Annotated in this window: 12 protein-coding genes; 1 reads left to right on the top strand and 11 read right to left on the bottom strand. The window is 55.6% G+C overall.

What is annotated here, in order from left to right; genetic code table 11:
• Positions 1 to 13 precede the first annotated feature (13 nt).
• The 3 genes from folA to kefF all read right to left on the bottom strand — a co-directional run bounded on the left by folA (position 14) and on the right by kefF (position 2,996).
• The gene (gene folA, locus HMPREF3143_RS09555) at positions 14 to 493 is read right to left on the bottom strand and encodes a type 3 dihydrofolate reductase (protein ID WP_008502023.1); all 480 of its coding nucleotides are present in this window, start codon (positions 491 to 493) and stop codon (positions 14 to 16) included.
• 114 nt (positions 494 to 607) lie between these two features.
• Positions 608 to 2,473, bottom strand: a complete 1,866-nt coding sequence (gene kefC, locus HMPREF3143_RS09550) for a glutathione-regulated potassium-efflux system protein KefC (protein ID WP_023345417.1) — start codon at positions 2,471 to 2,473, stop codon at positions 608 to 610.
• Positions 2,466 to 2,996: a glutathione-regulated potassium-efflux system oxidoreductase KefF gene (gene kefF / locus HMPREF3143_RS09545; RefSeq protein ID WP_045353204.1), complete on the bottom strand. Its 531-nt coding sequence runs from the start codon at positions 2,994 to 2,996 to the stop codon at positions 2,466 to 2,468. Before kefF ends, kefC begins: the two co-directional genes overlap by 8 nt.
• A gap of 717 nt (positions 2,997 to 3,713) precedes the next feature.
• Between kefF and HMPREF3143_RS09540 the strand changes: the two genes are divergently transcribed.
• Entirely contained in the window at positions 3,714 to 6,221 is a 2,508-nt protein-coding gene (locus HMPREF3143_RS09540; RefSeq protein ID WP_070532868.1) for an autotransporter family protein, read from the top strand.
• A 48-nt stretch (positions 6,222 to 6,269) separates the two neighbouring features.
• Here the strand turns inward: HMPREF3143_RS09540 and HMPREF3143_RS09535 are convergent, their stop codons facing one another.
• The 8 genes from HMPREF3143_RS09535 to ileS form a co-directional block, all read right to left on the bottom strand.
• Positions 6,270 to 6,503 carry a YgdI/YgdR family lipoprotein gene (locus HMPREF3143_RS09535; RefSeq protein ID WP_021240552.1) on the bottom strand — a complete coding sequence of 78 codons (234 nt, stop codon included), beginning with the start codon at positions 6,501 to 6,503 and terminating at the stop codon, positions 6,270 to 6,272.
• Positions 6,504 to 6,642: 139 nt separating this feature from the next.
• On the bottom strand, positions 6,643 to 9,867 hold the full coding sequence (gene carB / locus HMPREF3143_RS09530) for a carbamoyl-phosphate synthase large subunit (protein ID WP_008502028.1): 3,225 nt from the start codon (positions 9,865 to 9,867) through the stop codon (positions 6,643 to 6,645).
• 18 nt (positions 9,868 to 9,885) lie between these two features.
• Positions 9,886 to 11,034: a glutamine-hydrolyzing carbamoyl-phosphate synthase small subunit gene (gene carA / locus HMPREF3143_RS09525; protein ID WP_070532865.1), complete on the bottom strand. Its 1,149-nt coding sequence runs from the start codon at positions 11,032 to 11,034 to the stop codon at positions 9,886 to 9,888.
• 454 nt (positions 11,035 to 11,488) lie between these two features.
• On the bottom strand, positions 11,489 to 12,310 hold the full coding sequence (gene dapB / locus HMPREF3143_RS09520; RefSeq protein ID WP_023293311.1) for a 4-hydroxy-tetrahydrodipicolinate reductase: 822 nt from the start codon (positions 12,308 to 12,310) through the stop codon (positions 11,489 to 11,491).
• A gap of 205 nt (positions 12,311 to 12,515) precedes the next feature.
• The gene (gene ispH, locus HMPREF3143_RS09515; protein ID WP_032654909.1) at positions 12,516 to 13,466 is read right to left on the bottom strand and encodes a 4-hydroxy-3-methylbut-2-enyl diphosphate reductase; all 951 of its coding nucleotides are present in this window, start codon (positions 13,464 to 13,466) and stop codon (positions 12,516 to 12,518) included.
• Between the two features lies 1 nt (position 13,467).
• Positions 13,468 to 13,917 carry an FKBP-type peptidyl-prolyl cis-trans isomerase gene (gene fkpB / locus HMPREF3143_RS09510; RefSeq protein WP_003856450.1) on the bottom strand — a complete coding sequence of 150 codons (450 nt, stop codon included), beginning with the start codon at positions 13,915 to 13,917 and terminating at the stop codon, positions 13,468 to 13,470.
• Positions 13,918 to 14,034: 117 nt separating this feature from the next.
• Positions 14,035 to 14,535 carry a signal peptidase II gene (gene lspA, locus HMPREF3143_RS09505; RefSeq protein ID WP_008502034.1) on the bottom strand — a complete coding sequence of 167 codons (501 nt, stop codon included), beginning with the start codon at positions 14,533 to 14,535 and terminating at the stop codon, positions 14,035 to 14,037.
• The gene (gene ileS, locus HMPREF3143_RS09500) at positions 14,535 to 17,351 is read right to left on the bottom strand and encodes an isoleucine--tRNA ligase (RefSeq protein WP_070532862.1); all 2,817 of its coding nucleotides are present in this window, start codon (positions 17,349 to 17,351) and stop codon (positions 14,535 to 14,537) included. Before ileS ends, lspA begins: the two co-directional genes overlap by 1 nt.
• Positions 17,352 to 17,393: the final 42 nt, after the last annotated feature.

Raw genomic sequence — 17,393 nt, 5'->3', positions numbered from 1 at the left:
GGGAAAAAATCACTTAACGACGTTCCAGGATCTCGAAGCAGTAGCTATGAGAATTCTGTGCATCCGCGTCGTGGAATTCACTGAATACCGATTCCCACTCGTCCGGATCGTAGTCAGGGAAATGGGTATCCCCTTCCACTTCCGCATCAATGTGGGTCAGATACAGCTTCTGCGCTTTTGGCAGGAACTGCTCGTACACGCGCCCGCCGCCAATCACCATGATCTCTTCGGCATTGCCGCATGCAGCAATCGCCTCGTCGACTGATTTTACCCATTCGACGCGATCGTCAGTGCCCGGCTGGCTGCTGATAACGATATTTTTACGGCCCGGCAATGGACGACCAATCGACTCCCAGGTCAGGCGGCCCATCACTACCGGCTTGTTTAACGTAGTACGTTTAAACCATGCGAGATCGGCAGGCAGGTTCCACGGCATGGCATTTTCCATACCGATAACGCGGTCCACCGCCAGCGCTGCAATCAGACTGATCATTGAAAATTTCCCGGATGCAAAAAATTGCCGCCACTATACGGAAAGCTTAATCTTTCGTCGACTGGCGGCAGGGTAAAGATAAAGAAATTTTTTATTATTGCTGGCAACTCCACTTCACGCGGAAGGTTTACTCTCCGGTTCGTCAGCCGGATCCCCGGTATGCTTGCCCTCTTCCGTTCCCTGCCAGCCGTGACGCTGGATCAGCGACAGGTGATTACGGTCCTCGTTAATGATTTCCGTCAGCATCGCGCTGGTGCGTTTAAACACCGCCGCGCGCTCAGTGGCCGTACTCCCGGCCATCGCCGCCATCTCTTCGACCATCTCGGTGTTAAAGCGACGGAACAGGTCCGCACGCTCGCGCGCTTCGTACGCGCCGAGCCCCAGATTTTCCAGCGCCATGCGGCCAGACTTCAGCGCGCCTTCAAAGGTTTCACGCTCCGGTGCTTCTACCCCCGCCTGCCGCAGCCGGATATAGTGATCCACATCGCGGGCGCGGGAAATGATGGTCAGATTCGGGAAATGTTCTTTCGCCATTTCCACCATCTGCATGCTGGTCTCCGGATCGTCAATGGCGTTAATCAACACCTCCGCTTTTGCCGCCCCGGCAGATTCCAGCAGATCGACGCGGGTCGCATCGCCGTAAAACACCTTCATATCAAATTTTCGCAGGGTATCGACATGGTCGGGGTCGTGATCGAGGATAACCATTTTCACCCCGCTGGACAGCAGCAGACGGCCAACGATCTGCCCGTAGCGGCCAAATCCGGCAATAATGACGCGCGGCTGCTCTTCGTCAATTTCATCGGCTTCGCGCTCCTGCTCGCTACCCGATTTTTCCAGACGCGTCAGCACCACCAGCAGAATAGGCGTCGCGGCCATCGACAGCGCGACCGCGAGCGTCAGCGCTTTCGCCCATTCTGGGTCGAGGACGTTTGCCATCTGTGCTGCGCCAAAGACCACAAAAGCAAATTCACTCCCCTGCCCCAGCAGAACCGCAAACCAGCTGCGCTGCTTATTCGGCACCTTGAGCGGACGCGCAATCAGCCACAGCATCGCCATTTTAATGATCAGGAAGCCAACCAGCAGGATGACGATCCGCAGCGGGTGCGTCACCAGCGTGCCGAAGTCGACGGACATCCCCACGCCGATGAAAAACAGCCCCAGCAGCAAGCCTTTAAACGGCTCGATATCGCTTTCCAGCGCGTGACGGTATTCGGAACTCGCCAGCAGAACGCCGGCCAGGAACGCCCCCATCGCCATCGACAGCCCGGCTTCCTCCAGCAGCAAACCAAAGCCAAACACCAGGAAGAGCGCCACGGCGCTGAACACTTCGCGAAGGCCCGAGCGGGCAACGAACCGCAACAGCGGACGGGTGACGTAGCGACCAAGCAGCACCACCAGCGCCAGCGCCCCCACCACTTTTAATGCCGACAGCGCAAACGCCCCCAGCGTCGTGGCGGAACCGCTGGCCGCCAGCAGTGGGATCATCGCCACCAGCGGGATAGCGGCAATGTCCTGGAACAGCAGCACCGAGAACGCGCTGCGTCCCATCTGGGAGACCGTCAGATTGCGCTCGTTCATGGCCTGCATGGCAATGGCGGTCGAGGAGAGCGCCAGCGTCATGCCGATAAGCTCTGCCACTTTCCAGTCCATGCCCAGCAGGATGCAGAACCCACCCAGCAGCAGGCCGCAGGCCACCATCTGCAGCGCCCCGCCGCCAAACACCGAGGCGCGAAGCTTCCACAGGCGCTGCGGATCGAGTTCCAGACCAATCACAAAGAGCATCAGCACAACGCCGATTTCAGCGAAATGGAGGATTGCCTCTGCATCCGTCACCAGTCGAAAGCCCCACGGCCCAATGACGCAGCCCGCAATCAGATAGCCGAGAACAGAGCCCAGTCCCAGGCGAACCGCCACGGGTACAATCAGCGCCGCCGCGCCGAGGTATATCAGCGCCTGTATCAGCGTATGGCTATCCATGGTGCGCCTCCTGCCACTCAAGTAAGCGTTGTTTATAATGGCGCGCCTGCGCCTGCAGCGTTTCATCGTCGCAGACAAAGGTGCAGTGCATCGCAAAAGGCGGGAGCCAGTTCAGCCCGCAATAAAGTGCGGTCGCCTGCAGCGGCTGTGCCAGAACCTCAAACCCCGGGAAGGAACCAATATCAAAGTGGCTTTCCCCTCCACCCGTGGTGACCGCCCACATCAGGCTTTTCCCATTTAGCGCATTGCCGTTGTGGCCGTAAGCCCAGCCGTGGGAGAAGACTTTATCAATCCACAATTTCAGGAGTGGGGGCGTGCTGTACCACTGCATAGGATGCTGCCAGACGATCAGATCGGCACGGGAGAGCGCCTCCTGTTCGGCGGCAATATCGATGTTGAAATCGGGATAGAGTTGATAGAGGGAACGTATCTCGACGTTTTCAAGCGTCCTTACCTGCTCAAGCATCCGCTTATTCGCATGCGAGTGCTGCGGATAGGGGTGCGCATAAATTATGAGTATCATCAAATGGCCTGTCTTCTTCTCTTCTTGTAGCAGTGAGTGTAGACAGTTAACCCGCCCGGTGAAAGGGGCGCAGCAGCCATGAAAAGGAAAGCGCAGCTATTGGTAATCATCATTCGTTGGACGATTTTTCCTCTCCAAAAAATCCAGGATGTGAATATCTCACTTCAATCCATATAGGAATGAGATATTTTAAGAAAATCTAAAATAATTATTTAATAAATCGATCTATACATAAAACATTGAAAAAATAATAATTTTACGCTCTTTGTAGCGAGCTCATTCTTTTTCTCCGCATACTGACGTGATTTTAATACGTCGTATCGCGCCTTTCTAATTCAAATGGATGTGTAAATGAGCAACAAAAATTTCAGACTCAATAAAACGACTAAAACTCTGGGAAGTCTCTTTCCTGCCCTATTGTTATTCACCCCCGCCGTCGCTTTTGCCAGCACGATTGACCAATCAACCTCAATTCCACAAAACTTCTCCACCGACGCTGAATACGTCATTAATAAAGACGTTACGATAACCTCTTCCGGGAATGAAGCTGCCGTGTCGGTCATTGGGATTGATGTTTCAAACGTTGCAAATATGGGAAATATTTCTGGTTACGGGAATGGACTTGATATTAGCACTGGAGCACAACGTTTAGTAGTGAATAACGAGGAAGGGGCGACAATTTCCTCTACTTCCGCGACAGGTGTTAATATTGATACCATGCAAGGGGACTTGATTAACAAAGGGAATATTACTGCGGCTGAAAATGGTGTTTTCGTCAGTAAAAACTCATCTGCTGTCAGTATTTCCAATACCGCTACCGGTCTTATTAAAGGCAAATCAGGTCTTAATGCTGAAGTAGGTGTTGCCATTCATAACGCTGGCACCATCAAGGGTACAGAAGTTGACGGTATTACCCTGAGCGATGGCAATATTAAGCTCACGAACACGGGTACCGTAGAGGGCCTTCAGCACGGAATCAACGTAACGAATACCGCTAAAGTCGACATCATAAACAGTGGTTCAATCGGTGGCGGCAATACGGCAATCTCCTTTGCCAGTAATAAAAATAATACGCTGGTACTCAATACCGGCTCCTCGCTCAACGGTGATGTGATCTCTACCGGCTCAACGGGAAATAGCCTCACGCTGGTTGGTGCCGGAATAGAAGACAGCAATTTTGTTGGCCTGAATAAGGGAGACGGTTTTGCCTCTGTCAAAATGGAGGGTGAAAGCTGGACGCTGACGGGTGATCTCGACGTGATCGGTTCTGGCGATTCCCTTCAGGTTAACAGCGGTGATTTAACGCTGGCGGGAACCGTCTCTAATAGCGGCAATACGCTGGTTACTAAAGATGCCTCTCTACAATTAGGCAATGGCCAAAAAACAGCTTCGCTCAGTGGCGGTCTGAAAAACAACGGTACGGTAATATTTAATCAGGGCAACAATTCCACTTTCGCCACCGATATGACCGGTAGCGGCAAGGTTGAGAAAGTAGATTCACACACCCTGACCCTCACCGGCAAGAACAGCTACACGGGCGATACTGTTCTGCACGGCGGCACCACCCTGGTCGCTAATGGTGCTACGCTCGGCGTAAAGAACAGTAACGCCACCGTCACCATTGAAAATGGCGCTACGTTTGCTACTGCAGGTGAAGTGAACAATAACATTCATGTTCTGGCGGGCGGTACGCTGGCGGCATGGAATGCAGTCCAGGGTAACGCCACGCTCAGCGCTGCCGGCGTTGATACTATCAACGGCAACGTGACTAATGGCGGCACGCTGTTACTCAGCGCCGCCAATAACAGCGTTGGCAACAATTTCACCATTAACGGCGACTATACCGGCTCCGCGGGCAGCCAGATCGTGTTAAACAGTACGCTCGGTGAGGATAATGCACCAACCGACCATCTCACCATCACCGGGAGCAGCTTTGGCCAATCCGGGGTCAGCGTCAGCAACATGGGGGGGCTGGGCGCGCAAACCGTAAACGGTATGGAAATTGTCAGAGTTGGCGGCAGTTCAGAAGCTCAGCTCACCCTGGCAAAACCGGTTGTTGCGGGTGCGTATGAGTATAATCTTTATCAGCACGGCGACGGAAACTGGTATCTGGAATCGAAGGCAACGCCATCAGACATTCCGGCAGACGATACCGATACCGACAACGGTGGTAATACCGACAACGGCAGTAACACCGACAATGGCGGTAACACCGACAATGGCGGTAACACCGACAACGGCAGTAACACTGACAACGGTGGTAACACCGACAACGGCAGCAATAGCGGTCCCGAAGTCATGGCTCCTGAGGTCGGCGCTTACTTAGGTAACTACCTTGCCGCGCAGAGCATGTTCCTGCACAAGCGTGACGATCGCGATCAGATCACCTTCCGTAACGAGGAAGATCTCAACACCTGGATGTACGTCAAAGGCCGCTACCATGAAAACAATGCGGGCGGTGACAAAGTCAGCTATGACACCACCACCACTGTCCTTCAGGTAGGCAGCGACTTCATGAGTAAGCCAATGGACAACGGCATCCTGCGTGCGGGTGGCATGTTCGGGGCAGGTCAGGCGAAGACCCACTCTGATGCAAAACACAACGTACGTGATGCGCAGGGCAAAGTGGATGGCTTTAACGTCGGCCTGTATGCAACCTGGCAGGAAGATCAGAAGCTGCGTCTGGGCAGCTACGTTGATACCTGGGCCGCCTATAGCTGGTACAACAATAAAGTGACCAGCAACCGTAATGATGAAGATTACGACAGTGAAGGCTTCGCGGCATCCGTCGAAGTGGGCCATGCATGGGTGATTGATTCAGAAAATGAGCGCACCTGGAAAATCGAACCTCAGGCGCAGGTTATCTACAGCTATCTGGATCAGGAAAACCATACCGATCGCGACGGCGTGCGGATTACCACGCTGGACAACGACGGTCTGTTTGGTCGTCTGGGCGTCAAATCAAGCTACTTCGAACAGAAAGACGTGAAAGCCTGGCAGCCGTACGTTGCCGTGAACTGGCTGAAAGGCGCAGGTCAGAACGATCTGGCGTTTAACGGCGAGGCCGTCAGCAACGATACGCCGGAAGATCGTGGTCAGTTAGAGCTGGGCGTCACCGGCAACCTGAACGAAACCACGACGCTCTCCCTGCGCGCCAGCGGCGAGTGGGGTGAGAACAGCTATGCTGCTTATGGCGGTCATATCCTGCTGAACCACCGCTGGTAATCGTTCCTGAAAGACTAAAAGCCGTGGCAAACGCCACGGCTTTTTTTATTAGTTATCCAGCTCGCCCATTGATTTCACCTGATCGCGGTTGATCTGCTCGGTCTGACCCGTTTCCGCATTTTTATACGACACCAGACCGGTATCGTCATCGACCTGTGGTTTTCCGTCGGTGACAATGGTTTTGCCATCGGTGGTTTTCACTGCCTGGTTAGAGGAACAGCCCGCGACGGTAAACGTTGCAGTGGCGGCAAGAAGGGTGGCGATCAGTAATTTATTTTGCATGGTGTTTTCCCCTGCTCTCAGTTGAATTTCGTTATCGACCTAACAATTTTAGGCTAACTGACTGAAAGAGGATGAAAAACCAGAAGGTTCTGAAGATGGGGTGAATGCCCGGCAACCGAACGGCACCGGGCATTTTTACTTACTTGCTAATCTGCGCGTGCATTTCCTGAACCGAAATCACCTTCTCGGTAGCATCCGCATTCAGCGCCATGGCCGTTGCGAAACCGCCGTTCAGGGTGGTGTCGTAGTGCACTTTGTACTGCAGCGCGCTGCGGCGAATCAGCTTGGAGTCTTCAATCGCCTGGCGGCCTGCGGTGGTGTTGATGATGTAGGTGTATTCGCCATTTTTGATACGATCCTGAATGTGCGGACGACCTTCATGCACCTTGTTCACCAGACGCGGGTTGATACCCGCTTCGCCCAGCACAATTGCCGTACCGTGGGTCGCGTCCAGCTCAAAGCCCTGCTTCAGCAGCTTGGCTGCCAGGTCAACCACGCGCTCTTTATCGCCTTCGCGAACGGAGAGCAGCGCACGGCCCGATTTTCTCATGGTCGAGCTGCTGCCCAGCTGCGCCTTGGCAAACGCTTCTGCGAAGGTACGGCCCACGCCCATCACTTCCCCGGTTGAGCGCATTTCTGGCCCTAACAGCGGGTCAACGCCCGGGAATTTGTTGAACGGCAGCACCACTTCTTTCACCGAGTAGTACGGTGGAATGATCTCTTTGGTCACGCCCTGCTGTGCCAGCGTCTGGCCTGCCATCACGCGCGCCGCCACTTTCGCCAGCGGAATACCGGTGGCTTTAGAGACGAACGGTACGGTACGTGCCGCACGCGGGTTGACTTCAATCAGGTAGACTTCGTTATCTTTCACCGCGAACTGGACGTTCATCAGGCCGCGAACCTGCAGCTCGAAGGCCAGCTTCTGTACCTGCTGGCGCATCACGTCCTGAATCTCCTGGCTCAGGGTGTACGCTGGCAGAGAACAGGCGGAGTCGCCGGAGTGTACGCCCGCCTGCTCGATATGTTCCATGATGCCGCCAATCAGCACCATTTCGCCGTCGCAGATGGCGTCAACGTCCACTTCTACCGCATCGTCGAGGAAGCGGTCAAGCAGTACTGGCGCATCGTTGGAGACGCTCACCGCCGTCTGGAAGTAGCGACGCAGGTCGGCTTCGTCGTAGACGATTTCCATCGCGCGGCCGCCCAGCACATAAGAAGGACGCACCACCAGCGGGTAGCCAATCTCTTTCGCCTTCTCTACGGCCTGTTCGATGGCCGTCACCGTGGCGTTCGCGGGCTGTTTCAGCTTCAGACGGTCAACCGCCTGCTGGAAACGTTCACGGTCTTCCGCGCGGTCAATCGCATCCGGGCTGGTACCGATAACCGGTACGCCTGCCGCTTCCAGCGCGCGCGCCAGCTTCAGCGGCGTCTGGCCACCGTACTGCACGATAACGCCTTTTGGCTTCTCGATGCGCACGATTTCCAGCACGTCTTCCAGCGTCACCGGCTCGAAGTAGAGGCGGTCAGAGGTGTCGTAGTCGGTGGAGACGGTTTCCGGGTTACAGTTGACCATGATGGTCTCGTAACCGTCTTCACGCAGCGCCAGCGAGGCGTGTACGCAGCAGTAGTCGAACTCGATGCCCTGGCCGATACGGTTTGGACCGCCGCCCAGCACCATAATCTTGTCGCGGTCAACTGACGGATTCGCTTCGCACTCATCTTCATAGGTGGAGTACATGTACGCGGTGTCGGTAGAAAACTCTGCCGCACAGGTGTCGACGCGCTTGTACACCGGGTGCAGGTCATACTGGTCGCGCAGCTTGCGGATTTCCGCTTCGCGCACGCCCGCCAGCTTAGCCAGACGCGCGTCGGCGAAGCCTTTACGCTTCAGCATGCGCAGGAAGTCTGCGTCCAGGCCGTTGATGCCCAGCTCTGCCACTTTCTCTTCCAGACGCACCAGCTCTTCAATCTGTACCAGGAACCAGCGGTCGATGTTGGTCAGGTTGAACACGCCGTCGACGGACAGGCCCGCGCGGAAGGCATCGGCGATGTACCAGATACGTTCTGCGCCTGCGTCTTTCAGCTCGCGACGGATTTTAGTCAGCGCTTCCGGGTCGTCCAGGCTCACTTTCGGGTCAAAGCCGGTTGCGCCCACTTCCAGACCGCGCAGCGCTTTCTGCAGGGATTCCTGCTGCGTGCGGCCAATCGCCATCACTTCACCGACGGATTTCATCTGGGTGGTCAGACGGTCGTTCGCGCCGGCGAATTTCTCGAAGTTAAAGCGAGGAATTTTAGTCACAACGTAGTCGATGGACGGCTCGAAGGACGCAGGGGTGCGGCCACCGGTGATGTCGTTCATCAGCTCATCGAGGGTATAACCCACCGCCAGTTTCGCCGCCACTTTCGCAATCGGGAAGCCGGTCGCTTTAGAGGCCAGCGCGGAGGAACGGGACACGCGCGGGTTCATTTCGATAACAATCAGACGGCCGGTTTTCGGGTTTACGGAGAACTGTACGTTAGAACCGCCGGTTTCCACGCCGATTTCACGCAGTACCGCCATCGAGGCGTTACGCATGATTTGGTACTCTTTGTCGGTCAGCGTCTGGGCTGGCGCAACGGTGATGGAGTCGCCGGTGTGGATACCCATCGCATCGAAGTTTTCGATGGAGCAGACGATGATGCAGTTGTCGTTTTTATCACGCACCACTTCCATCTCGTACTCTTTCCAGCCAATCAGCGATTCATCAATCAGCAGCTCTTTGGTTGGGGAAAGATCCAGACCGCGTTCGCAAATCTCTTCGAACTCTTCGCGGTTGTAGGCAATACCGCCGCCGGTGCCGCCCATGGTGAACGATGGACGGATGATGCACGGATAGCCCACCTCAGCCGCAACGGCCAGCGCTTCTTCCATGTTGTGTGCGATACCGGAGCGCGCGGTGTCGAGGCCGATTTTCTTCATCGCCACGTCGAAGCGGCGACGGTCTTCGGCTTTATCAATCGCGTCGGCGGTCGCGCCAATCATGGTCACGCCGAACTCGGCCAGCACGCCCTGACGCTCCAGCTCCAGCGCGCAGTTCAGCGCCGTCTGGCCGCCCATGGTCGGCAGCACCGCGTCCGGGCGCTCTTTTTCGATGATTTTACGCACCACTTCCCAGTGAATCGGCTCAATGTAGGTTGCATCAGCCATTTCCGGGTCGGTCATGATGGTCGCCGGGTTAGAGTTCACCAGGATAACGCGGTAACCCTCTTCACGCAGGGCTTTACACGCCTGCGCGCCGGAGTAGTCGAATTCGCAGGCCTGGCCGATAACGATCGGGCCAGCGCCAAGGATCAGGATGCTTTTTATGTCTGTACGTTTTGGCATTGTCTTCTCGGCTCCTGATTATTTAGCGGTCTTACGGTATTGCTCGATGAGTTCGATGAAGTGATCGAACAGCGGCGCGGCGTCGTGTGGGCCCGGGCTCGCTTCCGGGTGGCCCTGGAAGCTGAACGCTGGCTTATCGGTGCGATGAATCCCCTGCAGGGTGCCATCGAACAGCGACTTATGGGTCACGCGCAGGTTAGCCGGCATTGAGGCTTCATCGACGGCAAAGCCGTGGTTCTGCGCGGTGATCATCACCGTGTTGTTATCGATGTCTTTCACCGGGTGGTTACCACCGTGGTGGCCGAACTTCATCTTAACGGTGTTCGCACCGCTCGCCAGCGCCAGCAGCTGATGGCCGAGGCAGATGCCGAATACCGGGATATCGGTTTCCAGGAAGGACTTGATGGCGGCGATGGCATAATCGCACGGCGCCGGGTCGCCAGGGCCGTTGGACAGGAAAATACCGTCCGGATTCATCTTCAACACGTCTTCGGCAGACGTTTGTGCAGGCACTACCGTCAGGCGGCAGCCGCGGTCAACCAGCATGCGCAGGATGTTGCGCTTGGCGCCAAAATCGTAGGCCACCACGTGGAACGGCAGCTCGCTCTCTTTTTTCGCTTCCGGCAGGTCGCCTTCCAGCGTCCAGCTACCCTGAGTCCAGCTGTAGGCTTCAGCGGTAGTCACTTCTTTCGCCAGGTCCATGCCGTTCAGGCCCGGGAAAGCTTTCGCTTTTTCCAGCGCCAGCGTCGCATCGAGGTTATCACCTGCGATGATGCAGCCGTTCTGTGCACCCTTCTCACGCAGCAGACGCGTTAACTTACGGGTATCGATATCGGCAATCGCCACGATGTTATGGCGCTTCAGGTAAGAAGAGAGATCATCAGTGTTGCGGAAGTTGCTGGCAATCAGCGGCAGGTCACGAATGACAAGGCCTTGCGCATGTACCTGAGAGGATTCTTCGTCAGCCGCATTGGTGCCGACATTGCCGATATGAGGATAAGTAAGAGTAACGATTTGGCGAGAATAGGAAGGATCAGTGAGGATTTCTTGATAACCGGTCATTGAAGTATTGAAAACGACTTCCCCAACCGCCGAACCCGTTGCCCCTATGGCCCGACCGATAAACTGGGTTCCGTCTTCCAGAACCAATAGCGCTGACTTAATCAAAACACCCTCCAGAGAATATTCACTCACTTTATTTGCATATTAATTCATAACCATGTCATGGATCAATGCAAATGTGTTGCCAGCGGATTTTTGGCAAACGGCGGCATTCTGGAGATTTGGTGGGTAAAAGTCAACTTAAAACCGATATTTTGTTTAGTCTTTTGCGTATCTGGCGAGGCGAGTGAAGCTTAAGCGACAAAAAGATCAGGTAAATCACTGCGGAAAACGCTTGCGCGCCGGGTTTAATGAAAAATGAGTGGACGCAGCATCAAAAAGTGGACCAAATGGTCAAAATTTACATTTCTATAACGATAATCAAGAGGAATAGCTATACTTTCAAGGCTAAATGCACAAAATAATCACGAAACAGATAAAATAAAAGGGCAATAAATTATTGCCCTATGCAATCAAATAATTACGACTGCAATAACCACATCACGATGGGTAATAATGCTTACAAATTGTTGAGATCCAGCACATCTCTCATATCAAAAAGACCATTTTTTTTCTCTTTCAGCCACAAAGCGGACCGAACGGCACCATTGGCAAACGTCATTCGGCTGGACGCTTTATGCGTAATTTCGACGCGCTCGCCAATATCGGCGAACATCGCGGTATGTTCGCCGACGATGTCACCCGCCCGGACGGTTGCGAAACCAATGGTGCCTGGCACGCGTTCCCCGGTGTGGCCTTCGCGGGCATAGACCGCACAGTCTTTTAAATCTTTATCAAGTGCATGAGCAATCGCTTCGCCCATCGCCAGCGCCGTGCCGGATGGCGCATCAACCTTATAGCGGTGGTGAGCTTCAACAATCTCAATATCGGTGTAGTTGCCCATCACCTTCGCGGCTTTCTCCAGCAGCTTCAGCATGACGTTAACCCCCACGCTAAAGTTTGCGGCGAAGACAATCGCAATCTCTTTGGATGCATCCTGGATAGCCTGCTTGCCCGCATCGTCAAAACCGGTGGTGCCGATCACCATCCCCTTGCCGTGCTGGCGGCAAAATGCCAGATGCGCGAGCGTCCCTTCCGGGCGGGTAAAATCGATGAAGACATCGAAGTCCTCTTTAACCGCCTCCAGGCTGCTTTGTACGGTGACGCCGGTCTTTCCCGCGCCCGCCAGCTCACCAGCATCAGTCCCCAGAAGTGATGAACCGTCACGCTCCAGCGCCGCGCCAAGTGCTACGCCATCCATCTGAAGTGCCGCCTGAATCAGCTGACGGCCCATACGTCCACCCGCGCCCGCAATGGCGACACGGATCTGTGCATCATGCATAGTTATTCTCTTACGTTAAAATGATGTAAACCGTTTTCAGATTAACCAGCCTTTCTGAGCACTGCCAACTGAAAACACCAATAATTAGAATTTAACGTGAAACCGACTTAAATATCAGTAAAAGACATGATTTTGTCGTCACGATAAAGTAACGGGTAAAAAAAAGGCCAGCACAGGAGGTGCTGGCCTTTCATCAGAAAAGGGACTATTCGACTTCGCGGGCGTCGATTCTCAGTTCTTTCGGCACTTCGAAAACAATGTTCTCTTCACGTCCTTCCAGCGGCACCGCTTCGCCGCCGCCCAGCTCCTGCAGACGGGAAATGACGTTTTGTACCAGAATATCCGGCGCGGACGCCCCGGCCGTCACGCCAACGCAGGCCGCGTCTTTAACCCACGCTTCCTGAATATCCGTGGCATCGTCGATCAGGAACGCCGCCTTCCCCATTCGCTGTGCCAGTTCAGCCAGACGGTTAGAGTTGGAGGAGTTCTTAGAGCCGACCACCAGCACCACGTCCGCCTGTTCAGCCAGCGCGCGCACCGCTTCCTGACGATTGGTGGTGGCGTAGCAGATGTCATCCTTGCGCGGCCCGACGATTTTCGGGAAGCGCTGACGCAGGGCGTCAATCACGTCTGAGGTATCGTCGACGGAGAGCGTCGTCTGGGTCATAAACGACAGGCGCGCTTCGTTTTTCACGTTCAGCGTCAGGACATCTTCAGGCGACTCCACCAGATACATTCCCCCTTCAGGGTTGCTGTACTGGCCCATGGTGCCCTCGACTTCCGGGTGGCCGGCATGGCCAATCAGGATCGACTCTTCACCACGGCGGCTGGCGCGCGCCACTTCCATATGCACCTTGGTCACCAATGGGCAGGTGGCATCGAAGACGGTCAGATCGCGACTTTTCGCTTCGTTACGGACCGCCTGAGAGACGCCGTGCGCGGAGAAAATCAGGATCGCACCGTCCGGCACTTCGCTGATCTGCTCGATAAAGATGGCACCGCGTTCGCGCAGGCTGTCGACTACGTAGCGGTTATGCACCACTTCGTGACGCACATAAATCGGCGCGCCGTAAATTTCCAGCGCGTTTTCAACAATGCTGATAGCGCGGTCTACACCGGCGCAGAAGCCGCGCGGGTTAGCCAACAGGATCTGCATTTCAGGCCTCCAGTGCCGGATCGATCTCCAGCACTTCAACATCAAAATGAACGGTACGCCCGGCAAGCGGATGGTTGAAGTCAACGGTAATCGAGTCGCCGTTGATTTCGCGGATCACGCCAGGCATTTCGCTGCCGTCCATAGCGGTAAAGAGCATAATTGCCCCGATCTCCGGTTCACCCGCGTCCATAAACTCACGACGGGAGAAATACTGGATCAGATCCGGGCTTGGCACGCCAAACGCGGCATCCGGCTCCAGCGAAAAGGCTTTTTTCTCACCCTCTTTCAGACCGAGAAGCTGCTGCTCAAGACCTTCAGACAGGGAGGTATCGCCAAGACGAAACAGGGCCGGTTTGCCGTTGTTGCGGGTGGATTCGGCCGTGGAGCCGTCATCCAGCTTCAGCGTAAAGTGAACGAGAACCGCGCTGTTGCTCTGTACGGATTTAGACATGCAAATTGCTCGCTTGTTTTGGGTCACCTGTTGCCCGGTGGCGCTACGCTTACCGGGCCTACGGGAAGCCACAAATTCGGTAGGCCGGGTAAGCGTAGCGCCACCCGGCATTGATGCTTACGCCTGCTCTTTCGCGGCCGGTTTCGGCAAGAAGCCTTCCAGCACGATTAACGCCGCACCGATGCAAATGGCGCTATCGGCGAGGTTAAAGGTCGCGAAGTGCCAGTCGCCGACGTAGAAGTCGATCATATCGACCACAAAGCCGTGCCACAGGCGATCAAACAGGTTGCCCAGCGCGCCGCCAATGATCAGCGCGTAGGCGATGTTATTCAGCTTTTGCGTTGCCTTCGAGCGGTACATCAGCACCGCCAGGATCACGCAGATACCGAGAGCGATACCCGCAAAGAACCAGCGCTGCCAGCCACCGCTGTCGGCAAGGAAACTGAACGCCGCACCGTAGTTGCGCGCGTAGTGCAGGTTAAGCGACGGGAACAAAGGCACCGTCTCCCCCAGAGCAAAGTTCTGGAGGATCAGGAACTTGCTGCCCAGATCGATAATCAGCACCACCACAACCAGCCACAGCCAGCGCAGTCCTGTTGAACAGAGAGTTTTACTCATCAGGCAAACTTACGTTTTTCGCCGTCACCGGCGACGTTGCTTACACAGCGTCCGCAGATGTCTGCGTGTTCCGCCACCTGACCGACATCGGTGGTGTAATGCCAGCAACGCGGGCATTTCTCACCGTCGGCTTTGCTCAGCGCGACTTTCAGTCCTTTGAGCAGTTCGCTCTGCTGAGCATCAGCAGACGCGTCAGCATAATCCGCAACTTTCGCACCGGAGGTCAACAGGACAAATCGTAATTCATCGCCCAGCGCCGTCAGCTTCGCCGCCAGCTCTGGCTCCGCGTACAGGGTCACCGCCGCTTCCAGAGAGCCACCGACTTTCTTGTCAGCACGCGCCTGCTCGATAACCTTGTTCACTTCGCCACGCACTTTCAGCAGCTCGTCCCAGAAGGCATCGTTCATCGCTTCGGTGCTGGAGAGATCGAACAGACCTTCGTACCACTCGCCCGTGAAGACATACTTCTCACGATCGCCCGGCAGGTAACCCCAGATTTCATCCGCGGTGAAGGACATGATCGGCGCCATCCAGCGTACCAGCGCTTCTGCGATATGGAACAGCGCGGTCTGGCAGCTACGACGCGCCACGCTGTCCGCTTTCGCGGTGTACTGGCGGTCTTTGATGATGTCGAGGTAGAACGAGCCCATCTCGATGGAGCAGAAGCGCATCAGGCGCTGCACCACTTCGTGGAAGTCATAAGACTCATAGGCCTTCAGGATATCTTCCTGCGCCGCTTTCGCGCAGCCTACCGCCCAGCGGTCCAGCACCACCATCTCTTCCGGTTTCACCATGTCTTTTGCCGGATCGAACCCGTTCAGGTTCGCCAGCAGGAAGCGCGCGGTGTTACGGATACGACGATAGCTGTCGGCAGCGCGTTTCAGGATCTCGTCAGACACCGCCATTTCGCCGGTGTAGTCGGTCGACGCCACCCACAGACGCAGAATGTCTGCGCCCAGCTTGTTCATCACATCCTGCGGAGAAACGGTATTACCGATAGATTTAGACATCTTACGGCCCTGACCATCCACGGTGAAACCGTGAGTCAGTACCTGACGGTAAGGCGCTTTACCCTTCATGGCGGTGGAGATCATCAGAGATGACATGAACCAGCCGCGGTGTTGGTCAGCCCCTTCCAGATACATATCGGCAGCGTGACCGGCAAATTCCGGACGCACGTCAACCACGGAGGAGTGGGTAGACCCGGAATCGAACCATACGTCCAGGGTATCCGGCACTTTCTCGTAGTTATCCGCATCAGCGCCCAGGATGTCACGGGCGTCGAGATCCCACCACGCCTGGATGCCGTCAACTTCGACGCGCTTCGCCACTTCTTCCATCAGTTCCAGGGTGTTCGGGTGCAGCTCCTGCGTCTCTTTATGCACGAACAGCGACATCGGCACGCCCCAGGTACGCTGACGGGAGATACACCAGTCAGGACGGTTAGCCACCATGGATTCGATACGCGCCTGGCCCCAGTCCGGGATCCACTGCACGCCTTTGATCTCTTTCAGAGACTGCTCTCGCAGGCCTTTCTGATCCATGCTGACGAACCACTGCGGGGTCGCACGGAAGATGATTGGCGTCTTGTGACGCCAGCAGCACGGATAGCTGTGCTGCATTTTCTCAACGTGCAGCAGCGCGCCGCTGGTGCGCAGCATGTCAACGATAATGTCGTTCGCTTTGAAGACGTTGATGCCGTCCAGCGCCGGATAGGTGCCAGGCAGGTAAGAACCGTCCGGGCCAACCGGATTGGCGATTTCAAGACCGTACTTCAGGCTGATGTTGTAGTCGTCAGGACCGTGGCCACCGGCGGTATGTACCGCACCGGTACCCGCGTCCAGCGTCACGTGGTCGCCCAGGATCGCCGGAACGTCGAAGTCCAGGAACGGGTGTTTGAAGCGCATCAGCTCCAGCGCGTCGCCTTTTACGGTACCCAGCACGGTGTAGTCGGCGATATTCGCGCGCTTGAGCACGCTCTCAACCAGATCTTTCGCCAGGATAACCGCCTGGCCGTCAATCTGCACCAGCGCGTATTCGAACTCGCCGGACAGGGAGATCGCACGGTTGGCTGGCAGGGTCCACGGGGTGGTGGTCCAGATCACCAGCGAGATCGGGCCGTTAACGGACGACACGCCAAATTTGGCTTTCACCGCATCCTGATCGACAGCATGGAAGGCTACGTCGATAGACGGAGAGGTTTTGTCGTAATACTCCACTTCCGCTTCTGCCAGCGCAGAACGGCAGTCCACGCACCAGTGCACCGGCTTAGCGCCTTTGTGCAGGTGGCCGTTGCCGATGATTTTACCCAGCGCACGGATGATGTTGGCTTCAGTTTTGAAGTCCATGGTCAGGTACGGATGCGACCAGTCGCCCAGTACGCCCAGACGGATGAAGTCAGCGCGCTGACCGTCAACCTGGGTGGCTGCGTATTCGCGGCACTTCGCACGGAACTCGGCGGCGGTGAATTTCTCACCAGGCTTGCCAAATTCCTGCTCAACTTTCAGCTCGATTGGCAGGCCGTGGCAGTCCCAGCCCGGAACGTAAGGCGAGTCATATCCCGCGAGTCCTTTGGACTTCACGATAATGTCTTTCAGAATCTTGTTTACAGAGTGACCAATATGAATGCTGCCATTCGCATAGGGAGGGCCATCATGCAGAATGAAGGTTTTTTTGCCTTTTTTGGCTGCACGAATGATGCCGTACAGGTCATCATCGGTCCAACGCGCCAGCATTCCCGGTTCACGCTTGGCGAGATCGCCGCGCATCGGGAACCCTGTTTCCGGCAAATTCAGGGTTGATTTATAGTCACTCATCAGATTCTCGGTTCCGTATTTATCACGTAGGCAGTTAAGCCG

The sequence above is a fragment of the Enterobacter sp. HMSC16D10 genome, assembly GCF_001807145.1.
Lineage (GTDB): Bacteria > Pseudomonadota > Gammaproteobacteria > Enterobacterales > Enterobacteriaceae > Enterobacter > Enterobacter roggenkampii.
This window is presented reverse-complemented; position numbering and strand designations above follow the sequence as displayed.

Excerpts from the sequence above, each read along its gene's own strand:
- folA (WP_008502023.1), bottom strand. The coding sequence starts at position 493 with ATGATCAGTCTGATTGCAGCGCTGGCGGTGGACCGCGTTATCGGTATG.
- kefC (WP_023345417.1), bottom strand. The coding sequence starts at position 2,473 with ATGGATAGCCATACGCTGATACAGGCGCTGATATACCTCGGCGCGGCG.
- kefF (WP_045353204.1), bottom strand. The coding sequence starts at position 2,996 with ATGATACTCATAATTTATGCGCACCCCTATCCGCAGCACTCGCATGCG.
- HMPREF3143_RS09540 (WP_070532868.1), top strand. The coding sequence starts at position 3,714 with ATGCAAGGGGACTTGATTAACAAAGGGAATATTACTGCGGCTGAAAAT.
- HMPREF3143_RS09535 (WP_021240552.1), bottom strand. The coding sequence starts at position 6,503 with ATGCAAAATAAATTACTGATCGCCACCCTTCTTGCCGCCACTGCAACG.
- carB (WP_008502028.1), bottom strand. The coding sequence starts at position 9,867 with ATGCCAAAACGTACAGACATAAAAAGCATCCTGATCCTTGGCGCTGGC.
- dapB (WP_023293311.1), bottom strand. The coding sequence starts at position 12,310 with ATGCATGATGCACAGATCCGTGTCGCCATTGCGGGCGCGGGTGGACGT.
- ispH (WP_032654909.1), bottom strand. The coding sequence starts at position 13,466 with ATGCAGATCCTGTTGGCTAACCCGCGCGGCTTCTGCGCCGGTGTAGAC.
- fkpB (WP_003856450.1), bottom strand. The coding sequence starts at position 13,917 with ATGTCTAAATCCGTACAGAGCAACAGCGCGGTTCTCGTTCACTTTACG.
- lspA (WP_008502034.1), bottom strand. The coding sequence starts at position 14,535 with ATGAGTAAAACTCTCTGTTCAACAGGACTGCGCTGGCTGTGGCTGGTT.
- ileS (WP_070532862.1), bottom strand. The coding sequence starts at position 17,351 with ATGAGTGACTATAAATCAACCCTGAATTTGCCGGAAACAGGGTTCCCG.